This window comes from Lentzea sp. NPDC051838 (genome assembly GCF_040681245.1).
Classification (GTDB): Bacteria; Actinomycetota; Actinomycetes; order Mycobacteriales; family Pseudonocardiaceae; genus Lentzea.
This window is the reverse complement of the sequence record NZ_JBFAYI010000003.1, coordinates 390,691-412,511: the sequence shown is the minus strand read 5'-3', so window position 1 is coordinate 412,511 and position 21,821 is coordinate 390,691. Positions and strand designations below refer to the sequence as shown.

Sequence of the window (21,821 nt, the reverse complement as noted above, 5' to 3'; positions counted from 1 at the left end):
GCGGGTCTCGACGAGCAGGTCGCGAATGTCACCGTTCATGGGTTCTTCATAGAGCGAACGCGTTGTTCGGTTCCGCCGACTGGACGCCGAACAAACAACGAGGGAACAATCCGGCGGGTGCCGAGACCCGAGCGCCCGCTGGATTCCGACGATGACGAGCTGCTCAGCTTCGCCGCGGACTTGAGATTGTTGCGTGAGAAAGCAGGTAAGCCGACCTACCGGGACCTGAGCAAGCTCGCGCACTATTCGGTGACGGTGCTCTCCGAGGCCGCGAGCGGCAGGAAACTGCCCAGCCTGGCGGTCACGGTCGCGTACGTGCACGCCTGCGGCGGCGACGTCGGACAATGGCGCCGAAGATGGCACGACGTCGCCGAGAGCGCGAAGCCCGCCACCACCGAGGGCGAACCGCCGTACCTCGGCCTCGGCGCCTTCCAGACATCGGACTCCAGCCGGTTCTTCGGCCGGGAAAAGCTCGCCGGACAACTGCTGGAGAAAGTGACCGAACGTCCTTTCGTGGGTGTTTTCGGCGCGTCCGGATCGGGCAAGTCGTCACTGCTGCGCGCGGGACTCGTGGCCACGCGTCCCGCCGACGTCTTCTCCCCCGGCCCGCACCCGCTGGCGTTGTGGGGCGCGGTGACGGCGGACCTCGTGGTGATCGACCAGTTCGAGGAGGTCTTCACCCTCTGCCGCGACGAGGACGAGCGGACCGCGTTCATCGAGGCGATCACGCATTCGACCGAGCGCAAGGTCGTCATCGGCGTGCGCTCCGACTTCTACGGCCACTGCGGCCGCTACCCCGACCTGGTCGACGCGCTGCACGACGCGCAGATCCTGGTCGGCGCGATGAGCCCGACCGAGCTGCGGCGCGCGATCACCGAGCCGGCGTTGCGCGCGGGCTACACGGTCGAGGGCGCGCTGGTGTCGGTGCTGGAGGCAGAGCACGCGCCGTTGCCGCTCGTCTCGCACGCACTGCTGGAGACGTGGCGTCGTCGTCGCGGCACCCGTCTGACCGTGGCGGGCTACGAGGAGACGGGCGGCGTACGGCACGCGCTGGCCCAGAGCGCCGAAGCCGCGTACCTCGCACTCGACGCGGCCCAGCAGGCGATCGCGCGCAAGATCTTCCTGCGGCTGACCGCGCTCGGCGAGGGCACCGAGGACACCAAGCGCCGCGTCAGCCGCGACTCTCTCGACAACGATGACGACACGTTGTTGGTGCTCGACCACCTCGCGCGCGCACGGCTCATCACGCTCGACGACACCGGCGTCGACCTCGCGCACGAAGCCGTGATCCGGTCGTGGCCCCGGTTGTCCGGCTGGCTGACCGCGAACCGCGACGCCCTGCGCGTCCACCACCAGCTCACCGAGGCCGCCGCGACCTGGGAGTCGCTGAGCCGTGACTCGGGCGCGCTCTACCGGGGCGTGCGCCTCGCACTGGCCCGTGAGTGGGCCACGGGCGACGACGACGCGATGTCCGGCCGCGAGCGCCGGTTCCTCAACGCGAGCATCGAGGCGGAGGAAGCCGAACAGGCCGCCACGCGACGGCGAACCCGCAGGCTGCGGCAGCTCGTCGGACTCCTCACCGTGCTGCTGGTGCTCGCCGTGACGGCAGTCGGCTACGCGATCAAGGCCCAGCGGGAGACCACGGCGCAGCGAAACATCGCCATCGCGCGCAAGGCGGTGAGCGACGCGCAGGGTCTGCAGCCGTTGAACGCCTCGCTCTCGACCCAGCTGAGCCTCGCCGCCCAGCAGCTCTCCGACAACACCGAGACCCGCGACAACCTGCTGAGCGCCACGGCGGACCCGTATTTCACCCGGATCGCCGCACACGAGACGGACATCCCGGCCGTCGCCACCAGGGGCACCACTCTCGCGACGGTCAGCTGGAACAAGGACCTGAAGCTGTGGGACATCTCGGACGTCCACACGCCCCGGCACCTGAGCACCACCGACACGGGCGCTGAGCTGCACGGCGTCGAGTTCACCCGCGACGGCCTGCTGGCACTCACCACCGAGCAGGGCGTGCTGCTCTACGACGTGAGCGACCCTGCCGCGCCGAAGAAGAAGGGCACGATCCCGAGCACGGACGCCGCCACGAAGATCAACGACATCGCGTTCGCCCCGGACGGCTCCACGGCGGCGATGGCGGTCGGCCCCGTCGTCCAGTTCTGGCGGATCACCGATCCCGCCGTCCCCGTGCTCACCTCGACGCTGACGGGGTTCGAGTCCGCCACCCGGCGGCTGCGGTTCCGGCCGGACGGCAAAGCACTCGCCGTGGCGGTGGACAAGGTCGTGACGCTGTGGACGTTCGGCGACGGCGAGCCGCGGCAGCAAGGGGTGCTGCGCGGGCACACCGGCGGGATCGAGTCGCTCGCGTTCGCGCCGGACGGCCGGTCGGTGGCGACCGGGGGCTGGGACCACCTCGCCAAGCTGTGGGACGTCACCGACCTGGCGAACCCGCGCGAGCGTGCGGGGTTCGCCGACTTCACCGCCATCGTCTGGGGCGTGTCGTTCTCCCCGGACGGCACGAAGCTCGTCGCGACGGGCGATCGGCGCACCCGCCTGTGGGATCTCTCCCACCTCGACCAGGAAGGCAGGCCGCGGCTGCTCGCCACGCTCAGCGCCGGCGTCTACGACGCCGAGTTCACCCAGGACAACTCCGCCCTGGTGATCTCGGAGGGCGCGAAGACGGTGCGGCTGCAGCGGCTCGCCGACCTGCCGTTGCTGGGCCACGAGAACAACATCTCGGGGACGTCGTTCCGCCCGGACGGCCAGGTGCTCGCGACCAGCAGCTGGGACAGCACGGTGTGGCTGTGGCGGATGACCCCCGAGCGCGGCCGCGAGCCGATCACCCGGATCACCGACGCCAGGGGATATCTGCGGTTCACCACCTTCAGCCCGGACGGAAAGCTGCTCGCGGTGACGAGCGACGACGGGTTCTGCCGGCTCTACGACGTCAGCGACGTGACGGCGCCGGTGCTCCTGAAGGCGTTGCCGGTGCAGACCGACCGCGCGGTGTCGGCGGCGTTCACCCCGGACAGCAGGACACTCGCTGTCGGCACGTATCGGCAGGTGTTGTTGTGGGACATCACGAACACGAAGGCGCCGGAGCTGCTGTCGTTCCGCGAGGTCGGCAACAACTACCTGTGGGCGGTGCACTTCAGCCCGGACGGAGGCAAGCTCGTCGCGGGCACCGGCGACCACTCGAAGGTCTTCGACGTCACCGATCTCCGCTCACCGAGCGAGATCCCGTTCTCCGGGCACAGCGACACCACGCTGCGCGGCGGCTTCAGCCCGGACGGCAGGCTGCTCGCCACCGCGATCGGCGACAAGGAGATCAGGTTCACCGACCCGCGCACGATGCGGGAGGTGGGCAGGATTTCCGGGCTCACCGCAGGTCCGTACGGGGTGACCTACCACGGCACGCTGATGGCGACCTCGCACACGGACGGCGTGCTGCGGCTGTGGGACGTCTCGGATCCGGCACATCCGCGGCTGGTCACGAGGTTCACCGGGCACGAGCGGGACGTCGCGGCGATCGAGTTCTCGCCCGACGGCACGTACCTGGCCTCCGGCGGCAACGACACGACGGTGCGGCTGTGGGACGTGGACGTCGATCGGGCGGTGGAGCGGTTGTGCGCGCGGCACCCCGAACCGCTGACACGCGCGCAGTGGGAGGAGCACTTCCCGGACGTGCCCTACCGGCAGGTCTGCCGGTAGGGCACGTTTCGGCGTTACGTGCAGGGAATGACGTCCGGATCGGCGCCCGCCTTGGGCACCCACCGCACGTTCGCGAACGACGCCTGGAACGCGCCGTCCGTGTAGACCAGGAACGGCGTGTTGACGTTCTCCAGGTCCAGCCCCTTGTCGGCGAGGCAGTTGACCGAGACCTTCACGGTCGACTTCTGTCCGATCGGGAGGCCGCGGAACGCTTGCGTGGCATCGATTTCCGCACTGCACGGGTACACGCAGTGCGCGCTGATGACCGTGCGGTTGGCCGGAGCCGAGTGCACGATCACGTCGAACACGATGGCCGCGTTGGCGTTGCCGTAGCCGCGCAGGTCGCCGCCGGTCGGGCTCTGCAGGTACACCTGGCCCGGTCCGGTGCCGGTCCACGTCGTCTTGAGCGCGTCCTGCTGGACGTTGACGTCGGACTGCACGACGTTGATCTCGGCGTGCGAGGCCTGGCCGTCGGGCCCGATCTCGGTGCCGCCCCAGTTCTCCGGTGAGCCGATGAAGCTCCTGTACGGCGCGATGTCGGTGCGGTTGAAGACCTCCAGGTCCTCAGTGGCCGTACCGCCGCCACCACCGGAGCAGGTGCCGCCGGGGCTCGCCTCGTCGAGCACGCCGACGTCGCCGGTCTGCCAGTCGCGCAGGCCGTAGCCGAGCTTGAACAGCGGGTCCTGGCTCGGGTCGTTGAGCGGCGTCTGGCAGGCGCTGCGCGGCCACGAGTAGGACAGCTTGCCCTGGAAACCGTTGTGGCGTCCCTTGATCAGCAGATCGGCGATGCCACCGCCCTCGGTGCCGGGAAGCCACGCGGCGACGAACGCGTCGGAGCGGTTGAGCTCCTTGTTCATGTACATCGCACGGCCGCCGACGTAGACGGTGATGACCGGCTTGCCCTTGCCGGACACCTTGTCCAGCACCTCGAGGTCCTTCGGGTACAGGCGCGCGGTCTCGAGCGTCCGCTTGCCGATGTCGCCCACGCCCTCCGCGTACGGCGTCTCACCGATGACGGCGATGACGGCGTCGAAGTTCTTGGGGTCGACGTTGTCCGCGGTCTCGGCGAACGTGACGTTGGCGGTGCCGAGCGCGTCCTGGATGCCCTTGAGGATGCTGGTGCCGTTGGGGAAGTCGGCGTTGGAGTTGCCGGTGCCCTGCCAGGACAGCGTCCAGCCACCGGTCTGGTTGCCGATGTTGTCCGCGCTCTTGCCGACCACGAGAACCTTGCTGCGCTTGGACAACGGCAGCACGCGCTTGTTGTTCTTCAGCAGCGTCGCGGACTCCCGCACGGCCTTGCGCGCGAGCTCCTTGTGCAGCAACGCTTCCTGCTCACCCGCGTGCTCGCGCTGCGACGGCTTCGGCGCGTCGAACGTACCGGCGCGCAGCTTGACGCGCAGGATCCGGGTGACGGCGTCGTCGATGCGAGCCAGCGGGATCACGCCGGTCTCGACCTGCGTGACCGTGTTGGCGATGAACGCCTTCCAGTCGTTGGGCACCATGATGATGTCCATGCCGGCGTTGATCGCCTGCGGGCAGCTGGCGTTCGTGCAGCCGGTGACCTGGCCGATGCCGTTCCAGTCGGAGACGAGCAGGCCGTCGAAGCCCATCTTCTCCTTGAGGATGCCGGTCTGCACGTACTTGCTGCCGTGCACCTTGCCCTCGTTGATGACGTCGTTCGTCCAGCTGTTGAAGGAGATCATCACGGTCTGCGCACCCGCGGCCAGTGCCCCGTAGTAGCCCTGCCCGTGGATGTTGATCATTTCCTTCTCGGTGGCGGCGTTGACGCCCTGGTCCTTGCCACCGGTCGTGCCGCCGTCACCGAGGAAGTGCTTGGCTGTGGCGATCACGCCGTCCTCGCCGATGCGCTTCTTCGCGTTGTCCTGCAAGCCCTTGATGGCCTCGAACCCGTAAGCGCGCGTGATCCGCGGGTCCTCGGAGAACCCTTCGTACGTGCGCCCCCACCGGTCGTCGCGAACCACGGCGAGCGTCGGCGAGAACGCCCAGTCCTGCCCGGTCGCCCGGATCTGCTCGGCCGTGGCCTCGTTGATGTCGCGGATGAGGCACGGGTCCTGCGCGGCGCCGAGCCCGATGTTGTGCGGGAACACCGTTGCGCCGTAGACGTTGTTGTTGCCGTGCACCGCGTCGATGCCCCAGATCACGGGAATCTTGGTGCGCGAGGCCTTCGACGCCTCCCAGTAGGCGTCGGCCTTGGCGAGCCAGTCCTGCGGCGTGGCCTTCTTGTTGGCGTTGGGCCAGCTGCCACCACCGTTGAGCACCGAGCCGAACCCGTACGTGGTGACGTCCTGAGCCGTGATCGCACCGATCTCCGGCTGCGTCATCTGGCCGACCTTCTCGGCCAGCGTCATGCCCTTGAGGATTTCCTTGATCCTCGCTTCGTCCTTGCGGTCGCCCTTGAGCTGGCTCTCGACCTTCGGCCACTCCTTGAGCTCCGGCAACGACTTCTCGATGCGGGCACACCCGTGCTCGGTACGGGGCTGCCCGATGACCGGCTGTTTGGACCCGCGCTCGTCCGGCGCGGCAACGGCCGCTGTCGCGCTGGCGGCGAGCGTCAGCCCCAGCACTGCGGCGAGAGTGCTTCTCCACTGCATGCCGCAGATCCTCAACTTTTTGTTACGTCTGCGTCAATGGGAACGCTCTCACGACTTTGTTCCGGAAACTTTCCGGACACCGCGGGGCATACCGGACTCAGTAGTCCGGTCGGGTGGCCGCGATGGGCGGTTGGGGTGGCGGCCGGTCGGGTGGTTGCCCGGTGGTGGGCGCGTTCCAGCGGGGTGGTTCCGTGCCAAGTTCGGTCACGTCATCACCGGCGAGACGTCGCGCAAACAAAACGGCCCCCGGCAGAACCGGGGGCCGTCGAAAACCGGTGGAGCTAGACGAGCGCGCGCACCCGGCGCAGCACCTCGTCACGCCCCAGCGTGCGGGCCACGGCGTGCAGGTCCGGGCTGCGGTTCGAGCCGGTCAGCGCGACGCGGATCAGCTGCGCCGCCTCCTTGATCGAACCGGGGTACGCGTCCGGGTTCTTCTTGAACTCCTTGGGGTTCGGCGCGAAGCCGTGCTTGACCGCGAGCTCGCGGATCTGGCCGAACCACTCCTGGCCGTCTTCCACGTCGAGGTACCCGTCGGCGAAGTCGGCGGCGAACGCGGAGATCAGCTCAGCAGGCAAGCCACCGAGGCGCTCGTCCGCACGATCGGTCACCAGCTCGAACAACGACGAGAAGAAGAAGCCGTAGGCCCCCCGGAAGTCGGACCACTTGCGGAGGTCCTTGCGCGGGTTCGCGACCTCCGGGCCGCGCTCGACCTGCAGAGCGGCCAACGCCTCATCACGCGACGACTCCAACACCGACACCAGCGACGGGTCGTACGAGGCGGCCCACACCGCAACGCGATCCACGATCTCGGCACCCGACAGGCCGGCCACGTAGTCGGCCGAGATGTCCTCGAGCTTCACCAGGTCGACCAGCGGCCCGGCGACACCGCACTCCGCCAGGGAGATCGGCGCGGCCAGCGCCTCGTCCAACGGCAGCTCGGCCAGGCGCGCGTTCACCAGGCCGCGCAGGTAGTACTGGACGGCCTCGGCCGGGTAGCCCGCCTCGATGAAGTACTCGACGGACGCCTCGGGGTCCTTGCGCTTCGAGAGCTTGCGGCGCGATCCGCCCTGCTGCTTCATCAACGGCGCGATGTGGGCGTACTCGACGCGCTCGAAGCCCAGGGCGTCGAACAGCTGCAGGTGCGTCGGGACGGAGGAGATCCACTCCTCGCCGCGGATCACCAGGTTCACGCGCATCAGGTGGTCGTCGACGGCGTGCGCGAAGTGGTACGTGGGCAGGCGCGGCGACTGGTCGGACGCCTTCAGGATGACGACGTCGTTGCGGTTGGCCTCGTGCTCCAGCGGACCGCGGATGGCGTCGACGAACGAAGTGCGCTCCCCCGCCTTGCCCGGCGAGCGGAAGCGGACGACGTACGGACGGCCGGCCTCCAAAGCCTCGGCAACGTCCTCCGCCGTCTTGTCGCGCCAGATCGCCCAGCGGCCGTAGTACCCGGTGGGGAGCTTGGTGGCCTGCTGGCGCGCGGTGATGTCCGCGAGCTCTTCCTTCGTCGCGAAGCACAGGTAGGCAGCGCCGGAACGCAGCAGCTCGCGCACGTAGGTCAGGTAGATCTGCTCGCGCGCGGACTGGTGGTACGGGCCGTAGGCACCCACCGAGTCGGCCTCGTCGGGCTGGATGCCGAAGTACTCGAACGCCTGGTTGAACTGCTCGACGGCGCCGGCGACCTCGCGCGCCTGGTCGGTGTCCTCGACGCGCACGATGTACGAGCCGCCCGAGTGCGAGGCGATGTCGCGGTCGATCATGCCGACGTACAGGCCGCCGATGTGCAGGAACCCGGTCGGCGACGGGCCGAGGCGGGTGACCTTCGCGTCGTCACCCAGCCCGCGAGGCGGGTACTGCTCCTCCCAGAAGGACGGCTCGGGCAGGTCCGAGGGGAACAGGGCGTCGACGACGGCACGGTCGAGCATCGCTGAGGGTCTCCAAAACCGGGGAAAGAAGTCGTCCCAGGTTATCAACGTGCGCGAGCCGAAATGCCGCGCCCCGGATGATCGGCCTAAGCTACCGCGCCATGGCCAAGTACCTGGACGTCCACCCGGTCAACCCGCAGAAGCGCGCCATCGACCAGGCCGTGCGAATCCTGCAGGAGGACGGCCTGATCGCCTACCCCACGGACTCCTGCTACGCGCTCGGCTGCCGGCTCGGCAACAAGGACGGCATCGACCGCATCCGGGAGATCCGCAAGCTCGACGACAAGCACCACTTCACGCTGATGTGCGAGAACTTCGCCCAGCTCGGCCAGTTCGTCGTGGTCGACAACGCGGTGTTCCGCGCGATCAAGGCCTCCACGCCGGGCAACTACACGTTCATCCTGCCCGCGACGAAGGAGGTGCCGCGCCGCATGATGCACCCGAAGAAGAAGACGGTCGGCGCGCGCATCCCGGACCACGTCGTCACGCAGGCGCTGCTCGAGGCCATGGGCGAGCCGCTGCTCACGTCCACGCTGCTGCTGCCCGACGAGGCCGAGCCGCTGATCGACGGCTGGGAGATCAAGGAACGGCTGGACCACGTGGTGGACGCGGTGATCGACTCCGGGGAGTGCGGCACCACGCCCACCACGGTGGTGGACTTCTCCAGCGGCGAGGCCGAGATCATCCGCTACGGCGCGGGCGACCCGACCAGGTTCGAATAACCCCTACGAGACGACCAGCGCGTAGTCCGCGTCCGTCGCCGCCGTCTCGACGTGACCGTCCACGTTGACGGCGGTCGCGATCACCTCGATCGTCCAGGTGCCCGCGGCGGTCGACGAGAGCAGCACGTTCTCCACGGTGTCGATGGTGTTCGCGACGCCACCCGCCGTGGAGAAGTTGCCGGCCAGCAGACCGTTGTTGCCCCAGTAGACGGTCCCGTTCGGAGCCGTGACCTTCAGGGACAGATCGTTGACAGCGGCCTTGGTCGCGGTCGGTGAACCGGCCGGGTCCGTGTACGCCAACGTCGCGCGAAGCGGCGTCTGGCCGTTGGACGTGAACGTGTACCTGCGCGACTGACCGGTCGTGAGGAGGTCGGTCTCGTTCACCAGCACCGGCAGCTTCCAGCCACCCACTTTGGCGCGGTCGTACAGGTTGCGGACCGACACCGTGCCCCAGCCCTGGTGCGTGCGGGTCAGGTCGTGCGTGGTGCCGGAGAAGGTGAACTGGTCCGCGGCGTTGATCAGCAGCGCCTTGGCGGTCGCCGCGTGCGGGCGGGACGCGAAGACGTCGCGGGCCTTGCCGGGACCGCCGTCGAACACGCCGTCGGCCCACATCTGGAACATCAGACCGGCGTTGCCGCAGGTGATCGGCGTCGCGCCGGACGTGCCGCCGAAGTTGTTGCGGTACGCGGTGTCACTGCCGGACGTCGTGGTGTCGATGCGGTCGTAGAAGTTCGACAGCTCCGGCTTGATGCGGCCGTCGGCGGCGGGACCGATCGACCCGGTGTTGCTCCACTTGTCGTCGGTGCGGGCCAAGGTGTTGAAGTGGTTCTGGCCGCCGACCGAGAGCACGTTCTTCGCCCACGCCTCCGGGCGCGAGTTGCGGTTGCCGGTGTTGCTCTGCGACTGGCAGATCAAGATGTCGTGGTCGAACACGATCCGGTCCATGGCCTGCGAGACTGACGTGTAGGACGTACCGAGCGTGCTACCCCAGCTGTTCGACTGGAACACCGCGCGGTACCGGCCCGCGGGGTCGACGAGCTGCTTGGTGTGTCCGTACCGGTCGAAGGACGGACTGGTGCTGTAGACAGCCGTGATGCCCTGCCCTTCCGACAGCACTCCGCGATGCGGGGCCGAGACGCCGGACGCGAAGATTTGCCCGTACGTGGACGTGCCATGGGAGGGATCACCCGTCCCGACCGGGGTGTGCTGCACCGGCGGCCGGGCGCGGAACTCCTGGTGCGACAGCCAGAACCCGCCGTCCATCACCTCGCCGCGCACGCCCTGGCCGCGGTAACCACCCGCGGCCTCGACGTAGTTCGCACCGGACGACTCACGAGAGATCGCCATGTCGGTCTCCGGCGCGGACACCGGGTCGATGGCGATCACGGCCGGCAGCTTCGCGACCTGCGCGGCCTGGCCCGCGTCCAAGGTGGCCATGATGTGCTCGCGGTCCTCGGAGACCACGTTCACCCGACCGCCGGACGCCCGCACCTTCGCGGCGACGATCTGCTGGTCACGCGCGTCGTGCTCGGCCAGCGTGATCAGGTAGTCGGACGAGCCCAGCGCCATGATCTGCGGCTGGGCCTGGAACGGACGCACCTCGCGGACGTAACTCAACCGCGAGACGCGTGACGTGCTCGTCATGCGGGCGACGTAGGTGCCGTCCTGGACGAACGCGCCGAGCCGCACGCCGAGGCCCTGGAGCTGGTGACGCTGGGCGTCGGACAGGGTCGTGCGGAACTGCAGCAGGTAAGCGCTCTCCTGAGGTGCGGCAACGGCGGGAACGCCGCTGATCAGGGCGAACGCGGATAGGCCGGCCAATATTGTGCGCAGCACGAATCCAACCTCCACATCAGGCAGGGATGGCGGAGACCGGAGGGAGTCACCGCCCGTGACCAGGACGTTACCGGTAAAGCGCAGGTCAAGACATCAGTCGATCGGCGGTGATCACTTCACTTCCCGGTGTAGAACAATCCGTCCGGAGTAACGTCACACCCCGCATGCCCGACATGCCCGGCAAAGCATTTCCGCGCGGAGGACGGATGTCTGTCTCACCTGAGCAGCTGATGGAAGAACTGCGCACGTTGTGCCGCGGGCGCGGTGTGCAGACTCCCGGAATCGACCTGCACGTCGGTCCGGCGCTGCGCCAGGTGTGCGGCATCGTGGAGACGGACGGCGCGGAAGCCGTGAGAACGAAACTGCGCGACTGGGTGACGAACGCGGTGCGCGCTTTCCCGGTCGAGGTCCGCAACGCGGTTCTGGCCCCGCTCGGACTGCACGACGAAGCGCAGTTCCGGTTCCTCAACGAACGCATCGAGTGGCTCGCGAAGCAACAGGACCGCGGCGCGCGCACGGTGCGCAGGAGGATGGAGGCCGGACTGCAGCGCCTCGTCGAGGTGGCACTGCAGCCGGCACCGTCGACGGCGCACGTGGCGCCGTCGGAACTGTGGCACGTCAAGGAGTTCGACGCGCTGCTGAAGCTGGACGGCCCGACGCCCGCGTGCACGGAACGCCGGACCGTCGTGGCCGACACCGACGGTGTCAGCGAGATCGCGTGGTCGATCACGATCCCCGCCCCGACGCCCGACGGCGCACCGGGCGACGTGGACATCGAGGTGTTGCACGGGGTCGAGCTGATCGGTCACGAACGGCCGTCCCCGCGGCGGTTCCTCATGAAGCTGCGGTTGCCCCGACCCCTCAACGCGGGACAAACGCACCAGTTCGCGCTCGAGGTGAAGGTGCCGCGGGGGCAGTCGATGCGCCCGACCTACGTGTTCTGGCCGGAGCGCATGTGCGAGTCTTTCCGGCTACGGGTCCGGTTCGACCGGGACGCTCTGCCGGAATCGGTGTGGCGCGTCGAGGAGGCCCTGGCGCGCGACACCGATGACCTGACGCCGTGGCCGCACACGCTGCCGCTGGACGAGATCGGGGAGATCGACGTGTCGTTCCCCCACCCCCGCCAGGGCCGCGGTTACGGCGTTCAGTGGGCGCCACGAGGGTAGCCGGGCAAGTTCAGAACATCTCGATGCAGAAATGCGGTTCCATGACTGACACCTCCCTTGGTGGGCTCAGGGAGAACCGCAGTCCGAAATAGAGTCAGATCACCGAGACCATGAAGAAGCTGCCGACCACGAATCCCACGAAAAGGCAGATCGCGGCAACTTTCACGACGGTGGCGAGTGAGCAGATCATTCTCATCGAGAAATTCACCTTCTCATTCTGACTGACTTTCGGGCTGACGTTCTCGCCGATGCACCAAGAGTGACTTTCCGCCAGTCGAATGAGAACGGGTTTCCTGTTTCACGCGAAGACAGGAAACCCTCCGATCTTTTAAATCTGGGCCGTGCGGCGCAACGCCATCACGAGCAGCGCGTGCGAACTGCCGGCGTGCGGGAGCATGCCCTGCTGGACGAGGTCGAGGGCGTGGCAGAACGGCATGGTGCGCACGCGCAGGTCCGCCTCACCGGGTCCGAGATCGGGTTCGCCCTGGGTGAGGCCGGTGGCCAGGAAGATGTGGTCGACGTGGTTGCTGAGGCTGTCCGCGCCGTGGATCTGCCCCAGGCGTTCCCACTTCTCGGCTCTCAGCCCGGTCTCCTCCGCGAGCTCGCGACGCGCGGCGGCCAGCGGAGTCGCGTCCGCCTCGTCGACTGCGCCGCCGGGTAGTCGCCACTCCGTTCCGCCGTGCGTGTAGATCCACTGTCTGGTCAGCACCACGTGGTCGTCGTCCTGGATCGCCAGCACCGTGACCGATCCCGGCGCCACCACGTGGGTGTAGGTGCCATGTCCGCCATCCGGCCGGACGACGTCGTCCGCGCGCACCTCGAACCACGGGGACCGGTGCACCACGTTGGTCGCCAAGCGCTGCCAGACCATCACCACACCAGCCGCCTCGTCGGAGCGCGTCATCACCATGACTCACATGGAACCATCGCCGACCACTTCAGATAGCCCCAGTTGATCGTCAATCTCCGGACAATTAATGGACAGACGGTATCCGGGTGTTTGAACCCGTACACACTCACGTTGGTGAGGGGGTGAAGCCGTTGTCGCCCACGTTCGGGCAGGAGGTCCGCCGCCTGCGCAACGAACGCGGCCTCTCCCTCACCCAGTTGGAAAGCCGCGTCCAGTACAGCAAAGGACATCTCAGCAAGATCGAGAACGGCAAGGTCCAGCCGAACCCCGGAATGGCACGCGTTCTCGACGACGCGCTGCAGGCGGCGGGCCGCCTCACCGAGATGGCCGACGCACCGCCCCGGCCGGTGCCGACCGACCACACGACGTTGCGCACCTACGACTCCATGTTCGAGCACCACAGAGCATTGGGGCACAGGCAAAGTCCGGACATCGTCCTGCCCAGCCTGCGGCACGAGATGGACGTCCTGAACACGCTGGCCCGTTCCGCCGACGATCCCGGGTTGGGCCGCGCACTCTGGTTGCTCGCGGCCCGGTACGCCGAGTACGCGGGCTGGATGGAGCAGGAACGCGGCGACGACGCCTCCGCGGCCGAGATGACCAAGCGCGCGGTGTTGTTCGCCGCCAAGGGTGGCGATCCCGAGCTCGAAGCGTGGGCATGGGTCCGTTCGGCGGAGTTCGCGCTGTACCGGGGAGACGCGCGCGGCACTGTGCACTCCGCGCTGCGCGCCAGCAAGTCCCGTTCGCTCGCCGTGCAGGCCGCGGCCGCTCTGCGGGAAGCACAGGGCTACGCGCTCGCCGGCGCCGGCGAGCGGTGCGAGGACGCGCTCGAACGCGCCGAGGAGCTGCGGCAGGCGGCGAGCGAGACTCGTTACGGGACAACGAGTCTGATCGACCAGGTGGCCGTCACGCGGGCGTGGTCGTTCCACGATCTCGGCCGGCACGCGGAAGCCGCGGCGATCCTGGACGCGCAGCTACCGCTGATCGCGCCCTCGGCGTTGCGCGCCCGCACCAGGTTCGGGCTGCGCCGCGCGCTCGCCCACGCCGCGGCGGGCGACGTGGACTACGCGTGCGACCTGGTCACCGACCTGCTGGACGACATCCGCCAGGTGCAGTCGGCGACTGTGCACATCGACCTGACGGCGTTCAGCAAGCTGCTGTCCCGCCTGCGCCCGGCATCAGGACGCGAGGTCGCAGGCGAGATCAGCGACATTCTTTTCGAGGATTGATTCGAGGATCAGACCGCTTGGCGGCGGCTTTCCCGTTCGAGCGCCTCGGCCATCTCCGCCCAGACCTCCGCGCACCCGCGAGCCATGTCCGCGACCAGCTCCCGGCAGTGCGACGGCACCCCGTCGACGACCGTGGCCCACTCGCCGGACGACACCGCGTGCGCCTCGAGCCAGCGCAGCACCAGCCGCCCGTGCTCGTTGAAGCGCAGGGACGGGTCGCGGCGCAGGATCGGCAGCGTGGTGTCCGGCGCGCGGACCTCACTGCGTGCCGCCGGCACCTCGACCTCGGCCATCTCGGCGGCCCGCATCCGTTCCGGCACGGGGTCGAGCCCGGCGAGCAGGCGCCGCCGCACGTCCCGGACCGTTCCCGGCGACACCCCCGCGGCACGGGCGATGTCGCGCAACGACGCGTTGGGCCGCGCCTCGATCATCTCCACGGCGAGCCGGCGGCCTGCCGCGGAGTTGACCGGGCGGACCTTGCCGTCCCGCCCGACCCTGTTCGCGGCACGCCCTCCGACCGCGCGCCGCAGCACGCCGACGGACTTGGCCGCGAGCCCCGTCGAGGCCGCGATCGCCCGGTCCGACCACTGCGGATGCGACCGCAGCAACCGCCGGGCGGCAGCCTCCCTGTCCGCGGTGGTCAGCGTCGCCACGTTGAGCGACACCGACAGGACGAACACGTCCTCCACCGGCCCGTCGACGTACTCGACCTCGACCGATCGGCTTCCGCGCAGCACAGCCGCCCGCAGGCGGTGTGCGCCGTCGACGACCCTGTGGGTACCGCGGTGCACCACGATCGGTGCGAGCGCGGTCCCCGAGGACGCCAGCTTCCGTACGAACTCCTCGCTGCAGCCACCGAGACGCGGAGATTCCGCGAGCTGCAGCACGTTGATGTCAACGAGCATGCGAAATAAGCCCCCAGGCTTGGGTTCCCGGCACCCCCAGATGTCCGGGAACTTCTCGCCGCAGACTACTTAGTGGTCAACGGTGGCGCCACTCAATCGCCGGACACACGTCCATGACCATGCGCAGCCCGGCGGCCTTGGCTCGGTCGAACGCCGCCTCGTCCACCACGCCGAGCTGGAACCACACGGCCTTGGCGCCGATCTCGACGGCCTCGTCCACGAACTGACCCGCGTCCTCGGAGCGGCGGAACACGTCCACGACGTCGACCGCGAACGGGATGTCCGCGAGCGTGGCGTACCCCTGCTCGCCGTGCACGGTCTCGGCCGACGGGTGCACCGGCACGATCTTCTTGCCGCGCTGCTGGAGGAACCTCGCCACGCCGTGGGCCGCGCGGGACGGGTTGTCCGCGAGCCCGACGATGGCCCAGACCTGGCAGTTCTCGAGGATCCAGTCGACGTCTTCGCGCATGACCTCCAGCCTACGACTCGGGTCTGACATGTGACGCCGGTCACAATTGGGGTTTGCCGGTCGAAAGAGCGGGATCCCGATCGACGGCTGAGTAGAAACGGACCGGACACACCAGACCCGAGGAGACCGACATGCGGTTCATGGTCATCGTGAAGGCGAACGAGGAGACCGAGGACTCGGTCATGCCCACCACCGAAGAGCTGGCCGAGATGGGCAACTACAACGAGCAGCTGGTGAAGGCGGGCGTCATGCTCGCGGGCGACGGCCTCTACCCGAGCGCGAAGGGCGCGCGGGTCGCGTTCGACGGCAGCGGCGCGACGAAGGTCATCGACGGCCCGTTCGCCGAGGCCAAGGAGCTGATCGCCGGGTTCTGGATCTGGGAGCTGCCGTCGCTGCAGGACGCGGTGGAGTGGCTGAAGAAGGCGCCGTTCCGCGCCGGCGAGGTCGAGATCCGGCAGATCCACGGGCCCGAGGCGTTCGAAGGCATCATGACGCCCGAGATCCAGGCGCAGGAGGACCGCCTCCGCGAGGAGATCACGTCCCGCAATCAGTGAGGGAGCGGCACTTCCGGGCACGAGTGGGCGGTGAGCGCGACGCTCAGCGTGAGCAACGCGCGCGGCGAGGCCGGACGGCAGCCCGTGAGCCGTTCGACCAGCCGCAGCCGGTGGTCGAGGGTGCTGCGGTGGATGTCCAGCCGGCGTGCCGCGGCCGCGCGGTTGCCGTCCTCGGCGATGAACGCCCGCAGCGCGTCCAGCAACGGTTGCTGCGCCACCACGGGTTCGACCATGCGGGCCAGCCGTTCGGCGACGTGCGGCTGGCGCAGCACCGCGAAGTCGGCCAGCACGTCGCGCAGCTCGTACACGCCCCGCGCACGTCCCTGCGCGATCCTCAGCACGTCCTCGGCTGTCGCCCGCGCCGAAGCCAGGTCCCGCCGCGATGCCCACGCGACGGCCATCCACACGTCCTGGCCGACGCGGTCGTGCAGTTCGCGCGCCAGCTCGACGTGCTGGTCCTGGGCGCACGGCACCAGCAGGTAGCCGCCGCGCGCGCCGTCGAGCACGAGGACGTCGGCGTTCTGCACGGCGCCGACGACCTCGGCGGCACCGTCCTCAGTGGACGCGCAGTACGCCACCACCGCGTACGCCAGCGCCAAACCGTCGAAAGATCCGTTGTCCCGTCCGGAAAGCAGCGTTCTGGCGAGCTGGCGGCGGGTGGCCACGTCCTCCACGGGGGGAAGGTCGTACGGGCTCAGAATGTCTCGCAGCACGTCGGTGAGCAGCCTGCTGTCCAGAACGGTGGTCACGCGTCGCCTCCCTGAGGGCCCTACGGTGTCTCGCAACCAAACCGTAGGGAACTGTCGACAGTTGGCACAGACGGCTTGAGGCACCCTTAACATTCACCGAGGGTGTTCGGAACCGTTTCAGCCCAAGGAGTTCGTGCGGCCTAGGCCGATCGCCGTGCCGAGAAGCGCGAGGTCACGCGGGTTCACCGGACTCAAACCGGTAAGTTGTTCGACCTGCCAGAGACGGTAGTCGATCGTGCTGCGGTGGATGAACAGCTTCTTGACAGCTACCGCCCGGTTGCCATCAGCCTCAAGTAGCGCGAGGACTGTTTCGACGAGAACGGGGTTCGCGAGCAACGGCGCGACGACCTTGCCGAGCTCGTCCCGCACCTCCGGCGTCCCCAGCACGGCGCTCTCGAACAACATGTCGTCGATCCGGTACACACCGGGAGGGCGGCCGAGTGACGCGACCAGCGCGTCGATCTCGTCAACCTCCTTGCGCGCCAACGCGACGCGCGCGGCGGGCCGTTCCGCGACGCTGCACCACACCTCGCCGCCGAGCTCCTCGCACACGTCCCGGCACAACGGCAACGCGGCCGCCTCGGCGACCGGCAGCAGGAGATGTCCGGATGTCGCCAGAAGTACCGGTCCACGTCGACGGAAAGCGCTTACCACCCTGTCCGTCAACGCTCCCCGCGTCAGCACGACCGTGTAGAACGGCGCGGCTCCATCGGGTGCGTTCCCGGCCAGCAACGCGTCCGCCAGCCCGTCGTCGTCGGCGCAGAAGGAGGACATCAGCTCGGCGGCCAGCGCGGTGCCGGCGGCGGCCAGGGCACGGGCGTCGCCGCCGTCGTCCAGCATGGCTTCCGTCAGCAGTCTGTCGGTGGCCCGCAGCCCCACGACCACCTGCGCGACAGGGACTTTCGCCGAGGCGAGGCGCGTGCCGACGCGGTGCGCGACCGTCACGGCCGCGTCCTCCCAGCCGTCGGCGTCGGCGGCCGCCGCGCGGTAGACGGAGAGGAACTCCTCGTGCAGGAGACGACCGACGTCGAAAAGCACGGGCTGCCCCTTCCCATCTTTCGCGCCGTTGAAGGATTTCAGTGCCTGCCGTGGGGAAACCCCCAGCATTCTCCAGCGTCACGCCAGTGTTGCCCATCGTAACGTCGAGTCACTTCCGGTCGCGCTGCGAAATGGAGACCGACGTGGCACCTCAGCTGCTGGCCCCACCGCGGCCGCCGATCCTCGCGCCGTCCAGCGTCAAATTTCTCGGCGAGGCGTGGCGCCAGTTCGCCCGCGCCCTGGAACCCGTCGAGTTCGCGCGCGGCGACGTCATGCTGCGGCTGGGCGTGCGCACCGAAGAGCTGCTGGTCATGCGCGCGGGCAAGGCGAAGACGTGCTGCACGTCCACCGACGGCCGCGAGCTGGTGCTGGACTTCCACTGCGCGGGCGACGTCCTGGTGGAGCCGACGTTGTTCGACGCGGCGCCCGCGGTGTCGACGACGGTCGCGATCACCGACGTGCAGGCCGGCCGGATCGCTCGCGCCGACCTGACGAAGTGGCTGGCGCTCTGCCCGGAGATCACCGAACGGCTGCTGGGCTGCATCGCCCGCCGCCAGCGCGAGTCGCACCAGATGCGCATGGACATGGTGCAGATGGACGCCCCCGCCCGGCTCGCGAAGGCGTTGCTGCGGCTCGCGGGACGGTTCGGCCAGGCCCAGCGCGGCGCCCTGCTGATGATCGAGGACCTCACGCAGGAGGAGCTCGGCCAGTACGTCGGCTCGCGGCGCGACACCGTCAACAAGACGCTCTCGGACTTCGCCCAGCGCGGGTGGATCTCGATCGAGCGCAAGAGCGTCTACCTGACCGATCCGGCGCAGCTGTCCCGCCGGGTCCGCGTCGGCATGCCGGCAGTACCCGTACAACGGTAGGAACAGGAGTGCTCCGCCCATGACAACTCGAACCCGGACCACCAGCAAGGGCAAGGTCGTGCTGGGAGTCGTCGCCGCCATCGTGATCGCGGCGGTCGGCAACGCGATCGTGTCCTACCTGGCCCAGGCTCTCGGCGCCGACCCGGTGGCGGTGGAAGGCCTGCAGCCCAAGGGTTACGTCGTCCTGACCGCGCTGGGCGTGATCATCGCCGCGTTCGCCTGGGCGTCGATCCGCAAGCGCGCCAAGGACCCCGCCCGCACGCTCGGCAAGCTCGTCCCGATCGTGGTCGTGCTGTCGTTCCTCGCGGACGTCCCGGTGTTCTTCCTGCCGGGGGCTTCCGTGATCGGTGTCGTCGCGCTGATGGCCATGCACGTCGTCGTCGCCGTGGTCGCGGTTCCGATCTTCCGCCGCGTTCTTCCGGTCTGAAGCACACCGAAACGGCCGGGGAGTTCGTCTCCCCGGCCTTTTCGGCGTTCACTCCGCCAGGCTCAGCTCCGGCCACACCAACGTCGTGGCGCCCCAGGTGAGGCCACCGCCGAACGCCGTGAGCAAGACCTTCTGCCCTGCTTGGAGCTCGCCGGAACGGACCCCGTGCGCGAGCGCCAGCGGAATCGAGGCGGCCGAGGTGTTGCCGACGTCGGTGATGTTGGAGACGAACTTGTCCCGCGGCACCTCGAGCTCCTCGGACACCGCGTCCAGGATCCGGGTGTTGGCCTGGTGCGCGATCACCTTGTCCACATCGGACTCGACCCAGCCCCGTCGCTTGATCGCGTTGCGGGACGCCGCGGACATGCGCGCGACAGCGTTGGCGAAGACCTCGCGGCCCTCCATCTGGAAGAACTTGTCGCCGTGCGGCACGATGTCGCGCGACGACCGCTGCCGCGACCCTCCGGCCGGCACGGTGATCAGGTCGGACAGCTCACCGTCGGACCCGAGGTCGAACGGCCCCAGCGCCCCCGGCTCGTCCGGAGATCCAGAGCGCAGCACGACCGCCCCGGCGCCGTCGCCGAAGATGACGGACGTGGTGCGGTCCTGCGGGTTGAGGATCGTCGAGTAGGCGTCGCCGCCGATCATGATGAGGCTGTCCACGATCCCGGCCGTGATCAGGCCTGCGCCGACGCCGAGCCCGTACACGAAGCCCGTGCACACGGCCGCGATGTCGAACGCCGGCACGTCGACGAGCCCGAGCCGCGACGCGATCTCCGGTGCCGTGGCGGGACAGGGCCTGTCGGGTGTCGTGGTCGCGAGGATCACCCCGCCCGCGCCCGGCACCCCGGCCGACCGCAGGGCCCGCCGCGCCGCCTCGACCGACAGGTCCGACGTCGCCATGCCGGGTTCGACCACATGTCGTGTGGCGACCCCGATCCGCGTCCGGATCCACTCGTCGGTCGTGTCCAGTTTGGCTGTCAGCTCGTCGTTGGTGACCACTCGCGGCGGGAGCCATGACCCGAGTCCCGCGACCACCGCTGCGCGCATTCTCCGACCTTCCTCAGTTGTCCGCCAGCACTTCCGGCAGGAAGCGGCTGGGAAACCCTTGGAACACAACCGGACGCTGGAACCGCTCGACGGCGCGGACGCCGACCGAGGTGTGGAACGGGGACGTCGTCGCGGGCCACGGTCCGCCGTGGTGCATGGCGGGCGTGGTCGCGATGTCGTTGGGCCACTGGTTCCACACGATGCGCCCGGCACGTCCGGTCAACTCACCGATCAGCTCTGGCAGAACGTCGTCGTCCTCACCGTGAACCGTCGCGGTGAGCTGTCCGGGCAACGCGGCGGCGAGCTCCAGCAGTTCGTGGCTGTCGCGGTAGGTGGCCACGACGGAGACGGGTCCGAAGCACTCGGACAACGCCTCGTCGTGGCCTTCGAGGATCCCGGCGGCGGTGGTGCGCAACAACGTCGGTGCGTGCCCGCCTGCTTGGGAACCGCCTTCGACCAGCACGTCGAGGAACGCGGTCAGCGCCTCCACGCCGGTCTCGTAGCGCTTGGCCACGAGCTTGTTGAACAACGGTTCCGCCCGCAGCGCGCGCACCTCGTCGGCGACGTCGTCGGCGAAACCCTCTGGTACCACGAGAAGTCCGGGTTTGGTGCAGAGCTGCCCGCTCTGCTGCGCCAGCGCCCGCGCGAACCCGCGCGCGATCTCCGCGCCGCGTTTCCGAGCGGCGCGCGCGGTCACGAACACCGGGTTGACGCTGCCGAAGCCGCCGTAGAACGGGATCGGCTCAGGTCGGGTGGCGGCGAGGTGGTGCAGTTCGCGGCCGACCCGCGAGCTGCCGATGAACGCGACCGCCTTGATCCGCGGGTCGAGCACGAGCTGACGGGCGCGGCGCTGGCCGTGGACGAGCGCGAACACGCCCTTGGGCAGCACCTCTTCGACGATCTCGGCCGTGCGGTCGGCGAGATCGGGATAGCTGTGGCTGGCTTTCACGACGACCGGGCAGCCGGCGGCGAGCGCGGATGCCGTGTCGCTGCCCGCCACGGAGAACGCGAACGGGTAGCTCGTCGACCCGAAGACCGCGACCGGTCCGAGCGGGACCAGTACGCGGCGCAGATCCGGCCGCGGTCCCGGTGGCCAGTGCGGATCCTCGCGGTCGATCACGACCCCGTTGACCGCTCCGGAGCGCAGGTACTCGGCGAACGAGCGCAGCTGGAAGGTGGTGCGCCCCACCTCCGCGCGCAACAGGTCACCGGGGAGCCTGCACTCCCACTCGGCCAGCGCCACCAGGTCGCCGGTCTCCCGGTCGAGCGCCTCGGCGACGGCATCGAGTGCGGCGGCCCGGTCGTCGGGGCTGGTCGCGGCCCATTGGCGAGCGGCGTGTGCCGCCCGGTCCAGGACCACGTCGATCACCGTGTCCGCCTCGGCACCGGCACCGCGCGCACGGCCCACGTCCGCCACCGCACCCGTCCGCACACGGCCCACGTCCGCCACCGCACCCGTCCGCACACGGCCCACGTCCGCCACCGCACCCGTCCGCACACGGCCCACGTCCGCCACCGCACCCGTCCGCACACGGCCCACGTCCGTCTCGGCACCGCGCGGACCGCCCGCGTCCGCACCACCACTCCGCGCCCGGCCCGCGTCCGCCCCGCCTGAAACCTCTTCGTCCCTCATGGCCGCAGGC

The 21,821-nt window shown here is 69.1% G+C and carries 17 protein-coding genes; 7 read left to right on the top strand and 10 right to left on the bottom strand.

The window, feature by feature from the left end; all coding sequences use genetic code 11:
- Nucleotides 1-117 precede the first annotated feature (117 nt).
- Nucleotides 118-3,717, top strand: coding sequence for a hypothetical protein (locus AB0M24_RS10335; protein WP_363763816.1), 3,600 nt, complete (start codon nt 118-120; stop codon nt 3,715-3,717).
- Nucleotides 3,718-3,731: 14 nt separating this feature from the next.
- On the opposite strand, the gene AB0M24_RS10330 is transcribed toward AB0M24_RS10335, so the two are convergent.
- Both AB0M24_RS10330 and AB0M24_RS10325 read right to left on the bottom strand, forming a co-directional pair.
- Complete coding sequence (locus AB0M24_RS10330) at nt 3,732-6,329, bottom strand: exo 1,3/1,4-beta-D-glucan glucohydrolase (RefSeq protein WP_363763813.1); 2,598 nt, start codon at nt 6,327-6,329, stop codon at nt 3,732-3,734.
- A gap of 281 nt (nt 6,330-6,610) precedes the next feature.
- Complete coding sequence (locus AB0M24_RS10325; RefSeq protein ID WP_363763810.1) at nt 6,611-8,254, bottom strand: glutamate--tRNA ligase family protein; 1,644 nt, start codon at nt 8,252-8,254, stop codon at nt 6,611-6,613.
- Nucleotides 8,255-8,355: 101 nt separating this feature from the next.
- Between AB0M24_RS10325 and AB0M24_RS10320 the strand changes: the two genes are divergently transcribed.
- Nucleotides 8,356-8,976, top strand: a complete 621-nt coding sequence (locus tag AB0M24_RS10320) for an L-threonylcarbamoyladenylate synthase (RefSeq protein WP_363763807.1) — start codon at nt 8,356-8,358, stop codon at nt 8,974-8,976.
- A 3-nt stretch (nt 8,977-8,979) separates the two neighbouring features.
- Here the strand turns inward: AB0M24_RS10320 and AB0M24_RS10315 are convergent, their stop codons facing one another.
- The gene (locus AB0M24_RS10315; RefSeq protein ID WP_363763804.1) at nt 8,980-10,812 is read right to left on the bottom strand and encodes a S8 family serine peptidase; all 1,833 of its coding nucleotides are present in this window, start codon (nt 10,810-10,812) and stop codon (nt 8,980-8,982) included.
- Nucleotides 10,813-11,018: 206 nt separating this feature from the next.
- Between AB0M24_RS10315 and AB0M24_RS10310 the strand changes: the two genes are divergently transcribed.
- Entirely contained in the window at nt 11,019-11,978 is a 960-nt protein-coding gene (locus AB0M24_RS10310; protein ID WP_363763801.1) for a hypothetical protein, read from the top strand.
- A 328-nt stretch (nt 11,979-12,306) separates the two neighbouring features.
- Here the strand turns inward: AB0M24_RS10310 and AB0M24_RS10305 are convergent, their stop codons facing one another.
- Nucleotides 12,307-12,888, bottom strand: a complete 582-nt coding sequence (locus AB0M24_RS10305) for an NUDIX hydrolase (RefSeq protein ID WP_363763798.1) — start codon at nt 12,886-12,888, stop codon at nt 12,307-12,309.
- A 122-nt stretch (nt 12,889-13,010) separates the two neighbouring features.
- Between AB0M24_RS10305 and AB0M24_RS10300 the strand changes: the two genes are divergently transcribed.
- Nucleotides 13,011-14,117 carry a helix-turn-helix transcriptional regulator gene (locus AB0M24_RS10300; RefSeq protein ID WP_363763795.1) on the top strand — a complete coding sequence of 369 codons (1,107 nt, stop codon included), beginning with the start codon at nt 13,011-13,013 and terminating at the stop codon, nt 14,115-14,117.
- Nucleotides 14,118-14,125: 8 nt separating this feature from the next.
- Here AB0M24_RS10300 and AB0M24_RS10295 read toward each other — a convergent pair whose 3' ends face one another.
- Together AB0M24_RS10295 and AB0M24_RS10290 are read right to left on the bottom strand one after the other, a co-directional pair.
- On the bottom strand, nt 14,126-15,022 hold the full coding sequence (locus tag AB0M24_RS10295) for a streptomycin biosynthesis protein (RefSeq protein WP_363763792.1): 897 nt from the start codon (nt 15,020-15,022) through the stop codon (nt 14,126-14,128).
- Between the two features lie 76 nt (nt 15,023-15,098).
- Nucleotides 15,099-15,491: a CoA-binding protein gene (locus tag AB0M24_RS10290; protein WP_363763789.1), complete on the bottom strand. Its 393-nt coding sequence runs from the start codon at nt 15,489-15,491 to the stop codon at nt 15,099-15,101.
- Nucleotides 15,492-15,622: 131 nt separating this feature from the next.
- Between AB0M24_RS10290 and AB0M24_RS10285 the strand changes: the two genes are divergently transcribed.
- Nucleotides 15,623-16,045, top strand: coding sequence for a YciI family protein (locus AB0M24_RS10285; protein ID WP_363763786.1), 423 nt, complete (start codon nt 15,623-15,625; stop codon nt 16,043-16,045).
- Here the strand turns inward: AB0M24_RS10285 and AB0M24_RS10280 are convergent.
- Complete coding sequence (locus tag AB0M24_RS10280; RefSeq protein ID WP_363763783.1) at nt 16,039-16,794, bottom strand: helix-turn-helix domain-containing protein; 756 nt, start codon at nt 16,792-16,794, stop codon at nt 16,039-16,041. The genes AB0M24_RS10285 and AB0M24_RS10280 overlap by 7 nt on opposite strands.
- A gap of 117 nt (nt 16,795-16,911) precedes the next feature.
- On the bottom strand, nt 16,912-17,832 hold the full coding sequence (locus AB0M24_RS10275) for a helix-turn-helix domain-containing protein (RefSeq protein ID WP_363763780.1): 921 nt from the start codon (nt 17,830-17,832) through the stop codon (nt 16,912-16,914).
- A gap of 143 nt (nt 17,833-17,975) precedes the next feature.
- Here AB0M24_RS10275 and AB0M24_RS10270 point away from each other — a divergent pair, with 143 nt between their 5' ends.
- On the top strand, nt 17,976-18,701 hold the full coding sequence (locus AB0M24_RS10270; protein WP_363763777.1) for a Crp/Fnr family transcriptional regulator: 726 nt from the start codon (nt 17,976-17,978) through the stop codon (nt 18,699-18,701).
- Nucleotides 18,702-18,720: 19 nt separating this feature from the next.
- Nucleotides 18,721-19,128: a DUF6069 family protein gene (locus AB0M24_RS10265; RefSeq protein WP_363763774.1), complete on the top strand. Its 408-nt coding sequence runs from the start codon at nt 18,721-18,723 to the stop codon at nt 19,126-19,128.
- A gap of 48 nt (nt 19,129-19,176) precedes the next feature.
- Here AB0M24_RS10265 and AB0M24_RS10260 read toward each other — a convergent pair whose 3' ends face one another.
- Together AB0M24_RS10260 and AB0M24_RS10255 are read right to left on the bottom strand one after the other, a co-directional pair.
- Nucleotides 19,177-20,178 carry a beta-ketoacyl-ACP synthase III gene (locus AB0M24_RS10260; protein ID WP_363763771.1) on the bottom strand — a complete coding sequence of 334 codons (1,002 nt, stop codon included), beginning with the start codon at nt 20,176-20,178 and terminating at the stop codon, nt 19,177-19,179.
- A gap of 13 nt (nt 20,179-20,191) precedes the next feature.
- On the bottom strand, nt 20,192-21,811 hold the full coding sequence (locus AB0M24_RS10255) for an aldehyde dehydrogenase family protein (protein WP_363763768.1): 1,620 nt from the start codon (nt 21,809-21,811) through the stop codon (nt 20,192-20,194).
- Nucleotides 21,812-21,821: the final 10 nt, after the last annotated feature.